This window comes from Paenibacillus maysiensis, assembly GCF_000520815.1.
Classification (GTDB): domain Bacteria; phylum Bacillota; class Bacilli; order Paenibacillales; family Paenibacillaceae; genus Paenibacillus; species Paenibacillus maysiensis.
The window spans coordinates 43,947-61,229 of sequence record NZ_ASRY01000289.1 but is presented as its reverse complement, the minus strand read 5'-3'; the positions used below and the strand labels follow the sequence as shown (position 1 = coordinate 61,229).

12 protein-coding genes and 1 pseudogene are annotated in these 17,283 nt (G+C 47.2%); 10 read left to right on the top strand and 3 right to left on the bottom strand.

The window, feature by feature from the left end; genetic code table 11:
• Positions 1–89: 89 nt before the first annotated feature.
• The 6 genes from L696_RS0121975 (at position 90) to L696_RS0121950 (ending at position 9,905) form a co-directional block, all read left to right on the top strand.
• Complete coding sequence (locus tag L696_RS0121975; RefSeq protein ID WP_025685563.1) at positions 90–1,235, top strand: glucose-1-phosphate adenylyltransferase; 1,146 nt, start codon at positions 90–92, stop codon at positions 1,233–1,235.
• Between the two features lie 23 nt (positions 1,236–1,258).
• Positions 1,259–2,362, top strand: a complete 1,104-nt coding sequence (gene glgD / locus L696_RS0121970) for a glucose-1-phosphate adenylyltransferase subunit GlgD (protein WP_025685562.1) — start codon at positions 1,259–1,261, stop codon at positions 2,360–2,362.
• A gap of 46 nt (positions 2,363–2,408) precedes the next feature.
• Entirely contained in the window at positions 2,409–4,862 is a 2,454-nt protein-coding gene (locus L696_RS0121965) for a glycogen/starch/alpha-glucan phosphorylase (RefSeq protein WP_025685561.1), read from the top strand.
• A gap of 192 nt (positions 4,863–5,054) precedes the next feature.
• Complete coding sequence (locus L696_RS0121960; protein WP_049827490.1) at positions 5,055–5,606, top strand: DUF2062 domain-containing protein; 552 nt, start codon at positions 5,055–5,057, stop codon at positions 5,604–5,606.
• Positions 5,607–5,844: 238 nt separating this feature from the next.
• Positions 5,845–8,520 (top strand): YhgE/Pip domain-containing protein, encoded by a 2,676-nt coding sequence (locus L696_RS0121955; RefSeq protein WP_025685559.1) that lies wholly within the window; start codon positions 5,845–5,847, stop codon positions 8,518–8,520.
• Between the two features lie 410 nt (positions 8,521–8,930).
• Positions 8,931–9,905, top strand: a complete 975-nt coding sequence (locus tag L696_RS0121950) for an aldo/keto reductase (RefSeq protein ID WP_025685558.1) — start codon at positions 8,931–8,933, stop codon at positions 9,903–9,905.
• Between the two features lie 206 nt (positions 9,906–10,111).
• On the opposite strand, the gene L696_RS0121945 is transcribed toward L696_RS0121950, so the two are convergent.
• Complete coding sequence (locus L696_RS0121945) at positions 10,112–11,092, bottom strand: DMT family transporter (RefSeq protein WP_025685557.1); 981 nt, start codon at positions 11,090–11,092, stop codon at positions 10,112–10,114.
• Positions 11,093–11,285: 193 nt separating this feature from the next.
• Between L696_RS0121945 and L696_RS0121940 the strand changes: the two genes are divergently transcribed.
• On the top strand, positions 11,286–12,497 hold the full coding sequence (locus tag L696_RS0121940) for a GTP-binding protein (RefSeq protein ID WP_025685556.1): 1,212 nt from the start codon (positions 11,286–11,288) through the stop codon (positions 12,495–12,497).
• Between the two features lie 40 nt (positions 12,498–12,537).
• Here the strand turns inward: L696_RS0121940 and L696_RS0121935 are convergent, their stop codons facing one another.
• A complete protein-coding gene (locus L696_RS0121935; RefSeq protein ID WP_025685555.1) occupies positions 12,538–13,407 on the bottom strand; it encodes a LysR family transcriptional regulator in 870 nt (289 codons plus the stop codon).
• 131 nt (positions 13,408–13,538) lie between these two features.
• Here L696_RS0121935 and L696_RS0121930 point away from each other — a divergent pair, with 131 nt between their 5' ends.
• Positions 13,539–13,868 carry an antibiotic biosynthesis monooxygenase family protein gene (locus L696_RS0121930; RefSeq protein WP_025685554.1) on the top strand — a complete coding sequence of 110 codons (330 nt, stop codon included), beginning with the start codon at positions 13,539–13,541 and terminating at the stop codon, positions 13,866–13,868.
• A 98-nt stretch (positions 13,869–13,966) separates the two neighbouring features.
• On the opposite strand, the gene L696_RS0121925 is transcribed toward L696_RS0121930, so the two are convergent.
• Positions 13,967–14,836, bottom strand: a complete 870-nt coding sequence (locus tag L696_RS0121925; protein ID WP_025685553.1) for a DUF421 domain-containing protein — start codon at positions 14,834–14,836, stop codon at positions 13,967–13,969.
• A gap of 340 nt (positions 14,837–15,176) precedes the next feature.
• On the opposite strand from L696_RS0121925, the pseudogene L696_RS28895 reads away from it, so the two are divergent.
• Positions 15,177–15,589 (top strand): annotated as a pseudogene (locus tag L696_RS28895) (M20/M25/M40 family metallo-hydrolase); the annotation flags it as partial.
• 257 nt (positions 15,590–15,846) lie between these two features.
• Entirely contained in the window at positions 15,847–17,253 is a 1,407-nt protein-coding gene (locus tag L696_RS0121915) for a discoidin domain-containing protein (protein ID WP_025685551.1), read from the top strand.
• Positions 17,254–17,283: the final 30 nt, after the last annotated feature.

Sequence of the window (17,283 nt, the reverse complement as noted above, 5' to 3'; positions counted from 1 at the left end):
CGATTACGACTGTCTTTTCACGTTTAATGGATATTATCAAGTATCCTGCCGCAATTGCTTCAGATGCACATGACAGGGAGGTCTTTGTTATGAGAAAGAAGGAAGTAGTTGCCATGCTGCTCGCTGGCGGACAAGGCAAAAGGCTCAAAGGACTGACCCGTACACTTGCCAAACCGGCTGTATTTTTTGGAGGAACCTACCGCATCATTGATTTCCCTCTCAGCAATTGCACTCATTCCGGTATTGATACCGTGGGCGTGCTGACCCAATATGAACCGCTGGTGCTTCATTCCTATATCGGTGTCGGCAGCGACTGGGATTTGGACCGCCTGGACGGAGGAGTTTTCGTTTTGCCTCCCCACGAAAAGGAGAATGGAAACAACTGGTATCGGGGTACGGCGGATGCTATCTATCGGAACCTGCATTTTTTGGATCAATATGACCCGGAGCATGTACTCATTTTGTCTGGAGATCACATCTATAAAATGGATTACAGTCGTATGCTCGATTATCACAAGGAAAAGGGAGCAGACTGCACCATTTCCGTTATCGACGTCACAATTCAGGAAGCCAAACGTTTCGGGATTCTGAACGCCGATGATGATCTGAAAATATACGACTTTGAGGAAAAGCCGGAACAGCCAAAAAGCACGCTGGCCTCCATGGGCATTTATTTGTTCAAATGGGAGGTGCTGCGCCGATATCTGCTGGAGAGCGCGAGTGATTCTGAATCCTCGCATGATTTTGGCAAGGATATCATTCCGTTGCTGCTCCAGCATGGGCGGTCGCTGTATGCGTACCCGTTTGCCGGGTACTGGAAGGATGTAGGCACCATTCAGAGCTTGTGGGAGTCCAACATGGATCTGCTGGCTCAAGACCCGCCTCTGGACCTGAACGACCCTTTCTGGCGCATCTATACCCGTAGCCCCAATCAACCGGCCCAGTATATAACCCAACGGGCGATTCTGAAAAACAGCATCGTGAATGAAGGCTGCGTGGTGGATGGAGAGGTCAGGCATTCCGTGCTATTTTACGGAGTTGAGGTAGGGGAAGGGAGTGTTATTACCGATTCTGTCATTATGCCAAACGTTAAAATTGGTCGCAATGTTCGCATTCACCGGGCCATCGTGAGCGAAAACATAATTATTGAAGACAACGCGGTCATCGGATCTGAGGGCAGTTCGGATGAAATTGTTTTGTTCGATCAGGAAAGCCAGCTTCATGCACGAATATAACCCGGATAAGGACGGTGTCCGCTATGAGCCGACTCATTGGAGTCATCAACCTGGATCACGAACTGGATCAGTTGAAGGAGTTGACCTATTTCCGGTGCGGGGCCGCAGTACCCTTTGCCAGTCGATATCGGCTCATTGATTTTACCTTATCTAACATGATGCATGCAGGGGTGCATGATATTGCACTGTTTATCCGTCGCAAATACCGTTCGCTTTTGGATCATCTGGGTGAAGGACGGCCTTGGGATCTGGACCGCAGACGGGGCGGATTGTTCATTTTACCACCGGACTGGAATGATCCGACGGATGCATCACTTGGAGATTTGCAGCATGTACACAACAATCTGGACTTTTTTCATCGTTCATCGGGTCAGACCATTGTTCACGCCGGAACCCAGCATGTCAACAAGGTTGATATTGAGGATGTATACCGTTACCATCGGGAGAAGAACGCGGACGTCACCCTTGTGTACAAAGCAATAGATCAGCTCGAATCTGAGCACGCTCCTTGTGTTCGACTGGAGATTGATGAGGACGGACGGGTGACGGGCATTCACCAGGAGCAGGATCATCATAATATTTATCTTGAAATTTTCGTCATGGACAAAAGCCTGTATCTTGATCAGGTGAAGCATTGCATTGCTCATCAGGATAACCATTTTTTCCGGGATGCCATTCAGAAAAATCCTAGTGGGCTGCGCATTTATGCATATCCCTATGAAGGCTATCATGCCGTGATTAATTCCATTGAGAGTTACTATAAAAACAGCATGAAGCTGCTGGATCAGCAGCAGTATCAAGCGCTGTTCCAGAATCAGCCGGTGCATACGAAAATCAAATATGAAGCCCCAACCCGTTATACGGACACTGCCGAGGTGGATCATTCGCTTATCGCCAACGGCTGCACGATTGGGGGGAAGGTGGAGAACAGCATCCTTTTTCGCGGGGTACGGGTGGAGGAGGGCGCACGGGTAAGCAACTCGATCATTATGCAGAAATGTGTGATCCGTAAAGGCGCAGTGGTGGAGAATGTGATTTTGGATAAGGATGTGCAGCTTTCACCGGATCGTACCCTGATTGGAGACGCCAGAGTACCCTATGTCATTGCCAAAAATAGCGTGATTTAAAAATATAATTGAGCATTTAAAACGGAAATAACAGGAGGTCACACCTTTGTTCAGCAATAAGGAAGCATTTAAGCAGGCTTTTCGAGAGCAACTGGTCGGAAGGCTGGGCAAGCCGATGCAGGAAGCTCAGGCGGAAGACATATATAAGGTTTTGGGCGGCATGATCCGCGAACAAGTCGGCAAAAATTGGGCGGAAACGAACCAAGCCTATAAAGAAGGACAAGAGAAGCAGGTCTATTACTTTTCACTGGAATTTTTGATAGGTCGTCTGCTGGGCAGCAATTTGCTGAATTTGGGCGTGCTGGATATGGTCCGGCAGGCACTGGGAGAGCTGGGCTGGGATCTGGAAGAGATTGAAGAACAGGAGGCAGATGCGGGGCTGGGCAATGGCGGTCTCGGCCGTCTGGCGGCTTGCTTCATGGATTCGCTGGCATCCCTTGGCTATGCAGGACATGGCTGCGGCATCCGTTACAAGTACGGTCTGTTCGAGCAGCGTATTGTGGACGGAAACCAGGTGGAGCTGCCGGATTACTGGCTGCAAAAAGGGAACGTCTGGGAGGAGCGCCGCCCCGACAAGAAGGTCGAGGTTCAGTTCTGGGGACGTGTGGAAACTCGGGAGGAGGACGGTCGTCTTGTATTCGAGACGCAGGATGCCGAAACGGTCTGGGCTGTTCCGTACGATATTCCACTTGTGGGCTACGGACATGCGCAGGTGAATACGCTGCGGATCTGGAGTGCGGAGTCGGCGCTTGATCCTGTCCGAGGGCCGATTCATGGCGAAGGCGGTTACTACCGCTTTCTTGACTACAATCGCTCGGTAGAATCCATTTCGGCGTTTCTGTACCCGGACGATTCGAATTATGAGGGCAAGCTGCTTCGCTTGAAGCAGCAGTATTTCCTCTGCTCGTCCGGCTTGCAAAGTATTTTGCGGACGTTTGAGAAGCTGCGGTTGCCCTACAGCCAGTTGCCTGACAAAATAGCGCTGCATATTAACGATACACATCCGACGCTCGTTATACCGGAGCTTATGCGTATTTTAATGGACGTGAAGGGCTTGGGCTGGGATGAAGCGTGGAATATTACAACGCGGACGGTTTCATATACGAATCATACGATATTGAGCGAGGCGCTGGAGCAATGGCCTGTCAATATGGTGCGGGAGCTGCTTCCGCGTGTTTCTCTTATCATTGAGGAGATAAACAAGCGTTATTGTGCAATGCTGCTGGAGCGTTATCCGGGACAGGACATCAAAATTGGTGAAATGGCAATTATTCACGGTGAGCAAATTCGCATGGCCCATCTGGCAATTGTCGGCAGCTACAGCGTCAACGGGGTGGCTGCGCTGCATACGCAAATTTTGAAGGAGCGGGAAATGAAGCCGTTTCACGAGCTGTACCCCGGCCGTTTTAACAATAAAACGAACGGAATTGCCCATCGCCGCTGGCTCATGCACGCGAATCCCGAGCTGGCAAGCTTGTATGATGAAACGATAGGCACACGCTGGAGAACCCGTCCACGCGAGCTGATCGATCTGCTTCGTTACAGCGGGGACGAGTCGTTCAAGGAGCGGATACAGGCGATTAAGCGAAGTAATAAAGTCAGGCTCGCTGAGCATGTTTTTGCTAAACAGGGCGTGCGACTGGATACGTCCTCGATTTTTGATGTACAGGTCAAACGATTGCATGGATACAAGCGACAACTGCTTAATATTTTACATGTGATGCATGTTTACAACCAGCTCAAGCATAATCCTTCTCTGGATGTGGTACCGCGTACGTTTATTTTTGGGGCTAAAGCTGCTCCCGGCTATTATCTTGCCAAGCAGACGATTAAGCTCATTAACAACGTGGCGGACACGATCAATCGGGATGTGGATATCAGGGACAAGCTGAAAGTCGTTTTTCTGGAAAATTATTCGGTTTCACTGGCCGAGCTGATTATTCCTGCGGCGGATGTCAGCGAGCAGATTTCCACAGCAGGTAAGGAAGCCTCAGGCACCGGGAACATGAAATTTATGATGAATGGTGCACTCACCCTGGGCACGCTGGATGGAGCCAATGTAGAAATGCATGAAATGGTGGGCGACGCCAATATGTTCATTTTCGGACTGAAGGTGGATCAAATCGAGGCGTATTACCGGGACGGACAATATTCAGCACGCAAAACAGCCAACAGTGACGAAAGATTGCGTGAAGTGCTGGATCAACTGGTGAACGACGCTCCTTTTACGCGGCATGAACGGGAGTTTGAGGCTATTTATCAATCCCTGATTGATCATAATGATGAATACTTTGTGCTCAAGGACTTTGCCGCATATGTAGATACTCAAGTGCAGATCGAGCAGGTGTACCGGAATCCGTCCGAGTGGACGTGGCGTGCCATTGTAAACATGGCGCACGCCGGCAAATTTTCCAGCGATTGCACAATTCAGCAGTACGCGGCGGATATTTGGGACATTGTACCTCTCCAAAACGAAGTCAACAAGCGAATCTTGTCCTAAAACCGGCGAAACAGGCGGAATGGCATTGCTTTTCGAACGCTGAGGGTTATAATGACAGTATAGACATAAGTAAGGATGGGGAGCTGTATATACTCATTCCTGAACTTGAATTGTACTGTTGAAGGAGTCCTCCTATTGATAAAGCTCAATCCGAACAGGCTCAAACCTCATAAATCGAAGAAGAAATATAATATGTTTCATAATATATGGCGTGCGATTCGCCTGAATTTCATCAAGCTGTTGCGTGCCCCTGGTGGCGTAAAAAAGATCTCTTTGGGCTTCGCCATTGGCTTTGCGCTGGAGATGATTGTGATCTCCACGGCTTCACTAGTATATCTCGTGTTTTACCCGGTTGTCCGGTTGTCCGGCGGTTCGCTGCCTGCGGCAATTGTGGGCAACGTTGTAGGTAAGCTGACCTTTTTGCCGATTGTACTGATGCCATTCGCCAAGCAACTGGGAGCTTGGGTTTATCCGTCCCATTACCCGGTCCATGTCCGGGGAGGTCGGCTTCACGAGCATTCCTTTATGGAGCTGTTTCATGGCAACTGGTCTGTATTCAGAGACCTGCTGCATGGAGGATTGCATATTTTGATCGGCATGTCGATTTTTGGCGTGGTGCTAGGGATTATTTCGTATTTTGTCATTCAATTTCTGTACAACCGTTCGCTGCACAAACGGCTGGAAAAGCGGAAACTGCGTCACGGCGCAGCCTTTTCAGGGGCCAGACTGCTGAAGAATGGATAACGAAGTGAATAAGAAGCTCCTTAGCCTATGTATTAGGCCTGAGGGGCTTCTTTTTGGTTTGCCTAAAGTCGTTGAGGAAATTTTGGAATTATCTTCGGAATTCGAAAGCGCTGAGGAACTTATTCGTTATTTTTACGATAGTAAAGGGTTAATTTGGCTTCATTCGCTCGAATCGTTTACAATACGTGTGCATACAACACTGGACGACAGGTTAATGTACATACAAGGAGTGGTGAAGTTGCGGAAGATATGGCAAATCTACTTAACAGACTGGAAAAATGTATTCAAAGTATCAACCGGGACTTTATTGGTCATTGGTATTATTCTTTTGCCTTCCGTCTATGCATGGGTAAATTTGAAAGCAATGTGGGACCCTTATGCGAATACATCTGGTATTAAAATTGCAGTAACGAGTCAGGATCAGGGCACTGAGGTGAACGGGAAGAAGATTAATATCGGTGACGAGGTTTTGCATAATCTTCAAAATAACAAGAAACTGGGCTGGACCTTCGTCAATGAAGCGGAAGCGCGAAAAGGTGTGCTGAACGGAGATTATTACGCAAGCCTGCTCATTCCAAAGGATTTCTCCAAAAAAATTACGAGCGTGCTCACGGAAAATCCGCAAAAGCCGGAGATTGATTACGTCGTCAATGAAAAAATCAATGCGGTTGCTCCCAAAATTACTTCTTCTGGAGCAACCGCTCTGACGAATCAGATTAGTCAAAACTTTATTGAAACCGCCAGTCAGGCTGTGCTGACCAAATTGAAGGAAGCCGGGGTGAAGCTGGAGGAGGAATTGCCGACCATTCGCAATATTGAGAACCGAGTGCTGGAGTTGAACAACCGATTGCCGGATATCGACAGATTAGGAAAGCAGGCTATCGAACTGGAGCAGAATTTGCCGAAAATTAAGGCACAGGGACAAAAGATCATTGCATTAAAGGAGAAAATTCCTGAAATTAACCGCGCTGGCGATCTGGTGCTGAAAATTGAAAAAAACTTGCCCGAGCTGGACAAGGTGGCGGCGGTTATTTTAGATATTCAAAAAAGGCTGCCAGACATTCAAAAGGCCGGGGATCGGATCGTGGAGCTGGATCAAAATTTCGGTAAGGTAGCAAGCGCATTGACTACGGCTTTGGAGGATACACAAACGGCGCTCAAGGTCATTAATGCCGCACAAAAAGCGTTGCCTGAAGTACAAAAAATTGCGGATACTGGCAAGGATTTTACAACCGGATTGCTTGATTTTCTGGATAAAAATGATGGTGCGCTGGATTCAATCGGCACGGTGGTCAAAGAGGATTTACAGTTGGTACAGCAAATGGCGAATGGAGTTTCGGAGATCACAGGAATCATCCGCGGTGTTGACTTTGATCCTAGAGCGGCACAGGCTGCGGTGAATCGGGTTAGCGGAAGACTGACCACTGCCGTGGAAGTGCTGGATCGTATTTCTCAGTTGTTGACCCGTGTTAACGGATATTTGCCGAGTCAGCCGCTGGATTCGCTTATTTCCCGTGTGAGTGGGGTAGAGGATCGATTCCGTCGCTTGAATAGCACGGTTACCAGCATCGGAGATGCCATTCAGCGCGGTGAGAAGCCTGCACAAAATCTGCTGGATGACGCTGACCGCCTTGCTGGAGAAATCAGCAGCGGGATCGACAGCATTTTGGGCAACTATGATACGGAATATGCACCAGCCATTCAAAAGGCGCTGGATCAAATCAAGACCGTTGCCCGCAATTCTGCGAATGTGCTGAATACGGCCCAAGAGCAGCTACCGAATATTGAAAAAATATTAAACGATGCTCAGGCTGCCGCACAATTCGGTCAGGAAGAACTGACTCGACTTCAGCAGGACCTGCCACAATATCGGCAAAAGCTGCATGAAGCAGCTACAACGATTCAGGGACGCATGGGTGAATTTACGAATGCTGTAAACAAGGCAGCGGACTTCGTGAATAACGATTTGCCTGGGGTTAAAAGTAAAATTCATCAGGCGGCGGACTTTGTGCGTAACGATTTGCCGAAGGCGGAGCAGCAGTTTGTCAAAATGGCTGACCTGATTGAGAACAAGTTTCCTGAGGCAGAACACGCGGTGCACCAGGTAGCCAACTTTGTGAGGACGGATCTTCCTGCGGCTGAGGATTCCATACGCCAGGCTGCGGACACGATTCGCAAGCTAAAAGGTGAAAATGCCCTCGGACGGGCCATTACGCTGCTCAAGGGCGACGTGAAAAAGGAGAGCGATTTTCTCGGCAGTCCGGTGTCGTTGAAACAGGAGCGGATTTATCCGATTCCGAACTACGGTTCTGCGATGTCGCCTTTTTATACCACATTGTCGATTTGGGTAGGTGCGATGCTGCTGGTGTCGATGTTCAGGGTAGATGTGGAGGACCCGGAAGGTAAATATAAAAGCTACCAGGTGTACTTCGGGCGACTTATGACCTTCTCCACCATTGGTATATTTCAGGCGCTTAGTGTGTCGCTGGGTGACTTGTTCCTGCTCGGTGCGTATGTGGATGCCAAGGTGGCATCTGTACTGTCCTCCATCCTGATCAGTCTCGTGTTCACAGCCATGACCTATACACTGGTTTCGGTGTTTGGCAATATTGGTAAGGGGCTGGCGGTTATTTTGCTGGTGCTTCAGTTCTCCAGCTCAGGTGGCACATTCCCGATTGCGACAAGCACGCCGTTTTTTCAAGCGCTGAATCCGTTTGTACCGTTCACCTATGCGGTTAGTCTGCTACGGGAAACGGTAGGAGGAATGCTTCCTTCGACGGTGACGCGGGATGTGGTAATGCTGTTTATATTCATCGGGGTTTGCTTCCTGTTTGGATTAGTGCTTAAGAAGCCTCTCAGCAAGCATACGAAGAAGATGGCTGAGCGTGCGAAAGAGACGAAATTGATTCCTTGATTGTTAAAAAGAGAGAGAGAGTTACGGTGTGGGGGCGGGCGGCTCCGCGAAGGATTTGATCTTACGATCGCTGTTGCCCCTGAATTTTTTGGATTGTATAAGACATGATAAGGTTAAAATTCAGGGGCAAAGGCGAACGCTCCGCTTCTACAGATTCAAATCCTCCGCTCCGCTGGGGCTACCACCGTAAAGTCACTTTCCTTTTAACGGTGGGTGATAGTATGAGGGGGGAATGGCCTCGCGCTGACTGCTTCGGCAGGGTGTGGGGCTTTTTTGTTTGCGCTAAATAATACATTTCTATTTCAGGGTGTTTCAAGGTAGTGTTTTCTGGTGAATAAAGTGGGTATGGTCTTTTTTGGCAGGGGATTTTTATGAAATTTTAAAATTCTTAGGCAAAGGCGGGAGGCAGTATGGAATATTCATACTTGGGGAAGTCAGGCTTGCAGGTTAGTCGGTTGTGTTTGGGGACGATGAATTTTGGACCGGAAACCGAAGAAAAGGATGCGTTTAAAATTATGGATGCCGCGCTGGATGCGGGCATTAACTTTTTTGATACGGCTAATGTATATGGCCATGACCGTAAAGGCTGGACAGAGGAAATTATTGGACGCTGGTTCCAACAGGGCGGCGGAAGACGAGAGAAGGTCGTGCTTGCGACGAAGGTATACGGGGATATGAAAAATGAGAACGACGGTCCGAACGCAGGATCAGGCTTGTCAGCTTACAAAATTCGCCGTCATTTGGATGCTTCTCTGAAACGCTTGCAGACCGATCATATCGAGCTGTATCAGATGCATCATGTTGATCGAAACGTGTCATGGGATGAGCTGTGGGGCGTATTCGAGTCAGTTGTGGATCGGGGACAAGTCGATTATATCGGTTCCAGTAACTTTGCGGGCTGGCATATTGCTGTGGCGCAGGCCGAAGCGAAGGCACGCCGTTTTTTGGGGCTTGTATCCGAGCAGCATTTGTATAATCTGAACGAACGTTCCGCCGAGCTGGAGGTATTACCGGCGGCTCAGGAGCTGGGACTCGGCGTTATTCCATGGAGCCCGCTGGCTGGCGGACTGCTAGGGCGTAATGCATTGGCGGGTACAGGCTCACGTAGCGCACGTTCCAAGGAAAAGATTGAACAGAATCGTGCGAAGCTGGAGCAATTTGCAGCGTTGTGCCGCGAGCTGGGCGAAAAGGAAGACGTGATTGCGCTGGCATGGGTGTTGTCTCATCCGGCCGTAACGGCTCCGATTATCGGTCCACGGACATTGGAACAACTGGAGGATGCTCTCCGGGTGCCTGAGGTCAAATTGAGCGAGGATGTACTTGCCAAGCTGAACGAAATTTTCCCTGGTCCCGGCAAACCTGCGCCGGAAGCCTACGCTTGGTAAGTTGAACCCTTTCTATTCAAGCATCATTCCTATTTAGGCATCATTCGTGGAAGCGAAGTGAGCATTGACGGTGAGTGCCAAGGTGACAAGAAGCGAATCGCAAAAAAGCAGCAGAGCAGGAGTAGCCTCCTGAGTCTGCTGCTTTTTTATTAGATTGCCCTGTCAGAACCTGAACAATAAGCGATCATGACTAGAATAATCCTGCGCTAAACGCGATCTGTCTTTTTGGGCATTATCCGAGGGATGATTTTCTTATCATGTGTAACATAACTGTGCAGAACCATGCCGAGAATGACGATGAACATACCGATCCATGATAAAAGAGAGGGAATCTGTATGGATAAAAAGATCAGTTCTCCCATTAATGCGAAAAGCACTTCCAGAGATTGTGTTGCTTCCACCGTTGCTAACTTTTGCATATTTCCCCGAACTTGATCTGTTGCTTTAAAAAACAGGACTGTAGCAATCACTCCTGAAAACACGGCTACCAAAGCGGATTGCAGCGTCTGCTCCTGACTCGGCATTCCCACGCTAAAAACCCCGTATAACGAAAGGAATAACCAGAACGGCAAACTGGCTAATGTCATCCCGAGAACACGTTGATAGGCATCCAACCGCCCTGCACAAACTTCCATCATTTTACGATTACCTAGTGGATAGGCAAATGAAGCGAGTACGACAGGCAGAATGCCGAATACAAAATTCTGGGTAGAAATGGATTGCGACTGTTCGAATTGCATGAGAATAATCCCAAGTAAAATAATCAAAGACATCATAAGTCCCTGAATGGGGATTTTTCCTCGTACTTTTAAAGGGCCATTTTCCGTTTGCACAATTTCAGAAAATAACGGAACAAGCAATGAACCGGAAATAATGGTAACTTGCCATGTTCCCGCGATCAGCCAGCCTGGTGAATAAGCCGATGCGAAACACAATGGAGCATAAAACAGTCCAAATCCGACGAAGCTCCATAAAACCCAGATCCCCGGTCGTTCTCTCATGACGTTCCAAAGAGGTTTAAGCTTGCGCTGGGTCAAAACGATGACGAATAAAACGGGGAGCATAAACAGATAGCGCAAAGAAGCACTCCATATCCAGCTTCCGCCTGATAACTCCATTGACCGATTGAGAACAAATGTAAAAGCAAAAAAGAAAGCCGCTAATATTCCGAGCCAGATTGATCGCAAAACATTCACCTTATTCTTTAAGTATCGTTATTACCATATATTAATAACTTTTTATGATTCATTACAAGGGTTTCTTCGTAATTGACAAGGCGAAAGAGATACTGTATATTACTGAATGCTAATGATAATAGTAATGATTACTATTTAAATGACGTGAAGATAATGAGCTTATATTAAAGGGAGCGTACCACCAATGAATAAGAAAGTAATACCAGTAACGGTGCTGAGCGGATATTTGGGAGCAGGGAAAACAACGATTTTGAATCATGTGTTAAACAATCGGGACGGAATGAAAGTGGCCGTGATCGTCAATGACATGAGCGAAGTGAACATTGATGCCGAGCTGGTCAAAAAAGAGGGTGGCTTGTCCAGAACAGAAGAGAAGCTGGTTGAGCTGTCCAACGGCTGTATTTGCTGCACATTGCGTGAAGACCTGCTGCTGGAAGTCAAGAAGCTGGCTGAACAAGGTGAGTTTGATTATATTTTAATCGAATCCACAGGGATCAGTGAACCTGTGCCTATCGCTCAAACCTTTACGTACGCCGACGAAGGGACAGGCATTGATTTGGCTTCCCTGGCAAAGCTCGATTGTATGGTGACCGTGGTCGATGCGAACCGTTTCTGGCATGATTTTGAATCGGGAGAAACGCTGCTGGATCGCAGGCAGGCTACGGGAGAAGACGACACGCGTGATATTTCGGACTTGCTGATTGACCAGATTGAAGCCTGTGATGTACTGATTCTGAATAAATGCGATTTGGTTCAGCCTGCGGAGCTGGACAAACTTGAGGGCGTTTTGCGCAGATTTCAGCCTGAGGCCAGAATCATTCGTACCTCCAAGGGACAGGTCGCTCCTTCAGACATTTTAAACACGGGATTGTTTAACTTTGACAAGGCCAGCCAATCCGCCGGATGGATTCGTGAGCTGGAGCTGGAGAACCATACACCGGAAACGGACGAATATGGCATCAATTCCTTTGTATATCGCCGCAGAAGACCGTTCCATCCTGCGAGATTGGCTGAATTTATGAGCTACTGGCCGGAGGAAGTCGTTCGTGCCAAAGGCTTGGCCTGGATTGCGACCCCTCAGGATTGGGCGGCCAGTATCAGCCAGGCAGGCCCCTCCATTCAATTTGGCCCTGCTGGAAGCTGGCTGGCGGCGTTGTCCGAGGAAGAACGTCAGGAGATCGTCGCGGCTGATCCTGAGGCATTAGATAACTGGGATGAGCAGTGGGGCGACCGCATGAGCGAAATCGTCATGATCGGTATCGGAATGAATCGACCGGAGCTGGAAGAAGAGCTGGATGAATGTCTGCTGAACGATGGCGAAATGGACATGGACTGGTCCGGCTTTGAAAATCCGTTACCATGGCCGGCAACGGATGAATCCTCGTTTGCAAATTAAAAGGTGTATTTAATTTACAGAAAGAGGATATAGTTTATTGTCACATGGATCTATTGATCCATTCAGCAATGAAGTCCATACATTTTTTGGCCGCTGGAGAAACATTCTTTAAAGAAGCGGTAGCAATACCAATAGTGCGGGAATGTTTTCCTTCCAAAGGTCGAATAGAGATGTCATAAGGAATGTGAGATAAAATCATTTCAGGAAGAATACTCACACCTAAGCCGTTCTGTACCATGGCCATAATGGCATGATCATCTTCTAATTCATATTTGATTCTCGGTGAAATATTAAACTGTGAAAAAATATTTCGCACATCGGTGTCACAGCCTGCAACAGGCATAATGAAAGGCTCATCTATGAGCTGTTCCACACGAATAGCGGCTCGTTCACCAAGAATGTGATTGGAAGGAAGCAGGCAAAGCATTCTTTCTTCTTTTAGTGGCAAGGCCTCTAAAGTGTCTAACGTGGGCAGGTTTACGAAGCCAAAATCAGCCTCGCCGCTGACTAACCAACTCTCAATTTCATGGTAGTTCCCATCGAGCAGTTTCATCTCAATGAGAGGAAACTGCTCGTTGAATTTTTTTATAATACGCGGCAGCCAATGAATAGATACACTTGAGAATGTACCTATTTTTACGGTTCCGATTTCCAATCCTTTAATTAAAGCTACCTCTTGATAGAGCTTTTCGTCCATTTGTATAATCTCTCTGAAGTGCTTCATTAATCTTTCTCCGTTGTTGGTTAATTTGATGCCTGAACGACCCCTGATCAGGAGTGTTAACCCTATTTCATGTTCTAAAGCAGAAATGGCATGGCTGATTGCTGATTGTGTAAGATTTAGAACTTCCCCTGCCTTTGTGAAACTTCCCATTTCAACTACGCTAAGAAAAACCTTATATTTAAACAACTTGTGCTCACTCCTACCTTCTATGAAATATATTCATGTATCGTATCATATAAATTCATTTTTTTTATTTAATAATTATGATTATAATCAAATTAAAGAAAGATTACTTATATTGTTCTTGGGAGGTACACATGGACTCAATTGCTAAAACTCCACAGCCGCCTTATTATGCGGCCATTTTTACTTCTGAACGTAACGAAGGAGATCGTGGGTACGAAAAAATGGGTGACAAAATGTTGGAATTAGCTGCTAAACAACCTGGTTTTTTAGGCGTGGAAAGTGTTCGTGACTCACAAGGAGTGGGCATCACCGTCTCATATTGGGAGTCCTTAGACGCTATCAGGAGTTGGAAGCATCATGAAACGCACCAAGTCGCACAGGAAAAAGGAAAAGCAGAATGGTATAAAAGCTACGGTCTTAGAGTATGTAAGGTAGAACGGGATTATTTTTTTGAAATGTAAAGTAAGGTAGTTATAAGTTTAAGAGAGCACTTTCATAGCCATTTTTGGCTTTGAAAATGCTCCCTTTTGGATGTTTCAGATCTTAAAATATGAGGTGCTCAGGAATTGGCAGAGTTGATCGGCTTCATATTCTGTATGGCTTCCTTCAAACTTTGGGAGCATTGCTCATACAGTTGTTTTCTTTGCTGTTCACTGGAGCCCGCCGCCAGCTTTTGCAATTCCGTCGTGCATTGTTCCAACAGCGTCAGCACGGCTTGATTAGAATCCTGTACCTTGGACAATTGCACATTATCGCTGTATTGGTCAATGTATAGCTCCCCTTGCGGGTTCAACTGGGCGAAAAATACGTCCTTGACCGTCAGGCTTTTTTCTTTCAGCTTTGCATCCAGCCATTGTTGAGTAATTCCCATGTACGCCATTTCCTGCTCCATGAGTTGTCCATCCATAATAATGGCTGTGGGTTCCTTCTCCGGTAGCTGCAGCATATTGAGATCCTTAAGCGTCACAGCCTGCTTGTCTTTGGCCAGCAGCACGTTGACCTCACCGCTGGTCTCCATAAGGGCAAATTCCACGTCAGCAACCTTGAATACATTTTTGCTCCGCAACTGCTCCATGAGTTCATCCAGTGTAAGTCGTTCCTTTTTCAGATTATCCTCTAAAATTTTTCCGTCTTTGACCAAAGTGGTCGTCTTTCCGTCGATAAAATCTCTGGCCTTCTTACTTTTAATTTGCAACAATTCAATGAAAAACGTTGTCAAGACCCATACTGCCATGGATACAGAGCCCAAATACCAAGCGGATTCTCGTTCCAGAGGAATGGAAGCAGCCAGGTTACCGATCGTAATTCCGGTTATATATTCGAACAAGGAAAGCTGAGATACCTGACGTTTCCCGAGAATTTTGGTAATTAAAAATAATATAGCGATAGCTATTAGCGTGCGTAAAGCAACCTCGGCCCATTCCTGCATATGCTCAACCTCATTTCATTCCGCCGCAAGTGCGCTGATATTCCAAGCATGTCCGCACCAAGGTTTGTTTAAACGCTGGGTCATCCAATTTTAGATAACCGTTTAAGGTATGTATATGTCATCCAAACCCAAAGTTGTCTTGGCATGACGACTTGGCGTCACCCTGAAGGCCTGCGGACGCGAGTGTTAATTTTGAATTTTATAAAACACAGGCGCAAAAGGCGGAGGATGGACGAAAGTTTCTTCCTTATGCCGAGCAAATGCTGCAAGTGCTGCAACGGGGCAAGCAAAAGCTTCAACAGCGTAAAAAAAGCCCCTCAGCAAGTCTTTAAACTAATTAAGCTTATTTCCAGACCGTGCCCATCTGGACGGCACGATCCGGACGTTCGATGAGAACGTGCGCGCACAGGTGGCTGAACGTTTCGAGCAGGTCGTAAAAGGCGTTGCCGATGCTTTCGGCACAAAGCGAACATCTGCTGGATCGAGGGCCCGCCCCCCGTGCTGAATGACGGAAAGCTGATCGTCCTCGCGGAGCAAGCGGCCCAAGCGGCCGGTCTGGAGGTCGTTCGTCCCGTGCCTTCCTCGGCGAGCGAGGATTTTGGGCTTTACCAGAAGAGCATCCCCGGTGTGTTCGTCTTTGTCGGCACTTCGGGGAGTCAGGAATGGCATCATCCAGCCTTCGATCTGGACGAACGCGCGTTGCCGGGAACCGCGAAGCTGCTGGCTTCACTGGCAGATTCGGTATTGGTATAAATAGAGTAAGGCAGGACGTGAGTCTACTTTTTCAATGCTAGGCCCCTTCTTGTATAGAGAAGGGGTTTTTGATTTGTTAAAAGATCAAAAGAATAACCTTTTTCTAAAGTATAAAGGAAAATATTGACGTTATAGTATCCTAATGATAATATAAAATTGTATTTTTTTTCAAATCAAAAGAAAGGAGGGAGATAAGAGATTTCGATTGCCATTTTATGAAGTCAACAATCAAATACAAAGGTATGGTGGTTACATACATGTTGAAGAGAAAAGGAATGATGATGGCTTCTTTTTCGGTAGTGATTGCTAGTTCATTACTGATGGGAAACGCTGCGACGATGTCCGCAGCATCTTTAGGGAATGGAAATGCTGTGGTTGCGGCAAAGGGTGATTCAACGCTCGCTGATATGCCAGCTTATCTCAAATCATCGGTGGAGTGGGTTTGGAAGAATAGAATGCTGACCGAAGGCTCGACTAACCGTAAAAATTTGATTTTTGATCAGATTTTTGCGGGAAAAGGAACTCTAAATTATGTAGTACGTTGGCAATCTTCTAAGCCAGTTACGCTTCAACAGCGTCAAGATATTGCTAAAATGCTAGGTCGTCAGATGAACTATTGGACGGAGCATCTCCAGGGATATGATGGATGGCCCTATAAGAATATTAAAGTGAAAGTAGTAGGCTGGGCTGTTGCCGATCCTTCACTGCTGCTGGACAAGCAGCCTGACGAGGTTGTTTATACGAATACGATTGAAGATGCACTAGCTTCCGAACAACCGGAAATTCCTGCTGCACTTCCTGTTGCGCCTAATGAAATATCCAGATTCGAGCATTTTTCGGACCCCAACTATTCGTATCCGGGTGGATTGGATAAACGCTTTGATATGTATCTTTGGGCTACAGAAAATTTCGGTGGGGGAGCCGGCGGCGACTGGGGACAGCGTATGAGTGATGAATATGTTCTGAGCACGGTGAACGCTGATGAGATTTTGATTACCGAACATGAGATTGGGCATGGCTTTGGATTAAACGATTTCTATGAAGAACATGAGCGTCCACCGGGTGGCTTCCCAACGAACACCATTATGTGGGCCGGGAATTCCGATCATATCACCGACTGGGATGTTTGGATGCTGCGTTATACCTGGAGCCAAATCAAAAAGGATACGGCTCGTTTCCCAACCACGACTAAAGATGATGATGGTCCAATCGAAACAGATCCTAATGAAATCGTGAACATAGCGCCTGCGGCAATGGCTAGCAGCTCTTATACTTCATCTTGGGAAAATGTAAGCGCGCTAAACGATGGCTTTGAGCCTACTAATTCCAACGATAGAAGTCATGCCGTATACGGCAACTGGCCTGAAACGGGAACGCAATGGGTTCAATACGATTTTGATCAAGAACATACGGTATCCCAAACCGATGTCTATTGGTTTAAGGATGGCGCTGGCATAGATGTGCCTAAGTCTTACAAGATTAAGTATTGGAATGGTCAGGGTTGGTCTAATGTCAAGCAAGCCAATGGTTTTGGGACTGCGGCAGATCAGTATAATGCGACCACTTTTGCTCCTGTAAAAACAACGAAATTAAGAATTGAAATGGTATCCAATGGTTCCGCATCTACCGGAATCCTGGAGTGGAAAGTTGCGGCTAAGCAATAAGTCATTCTAAGGCTGTCTCTTGCGATATTG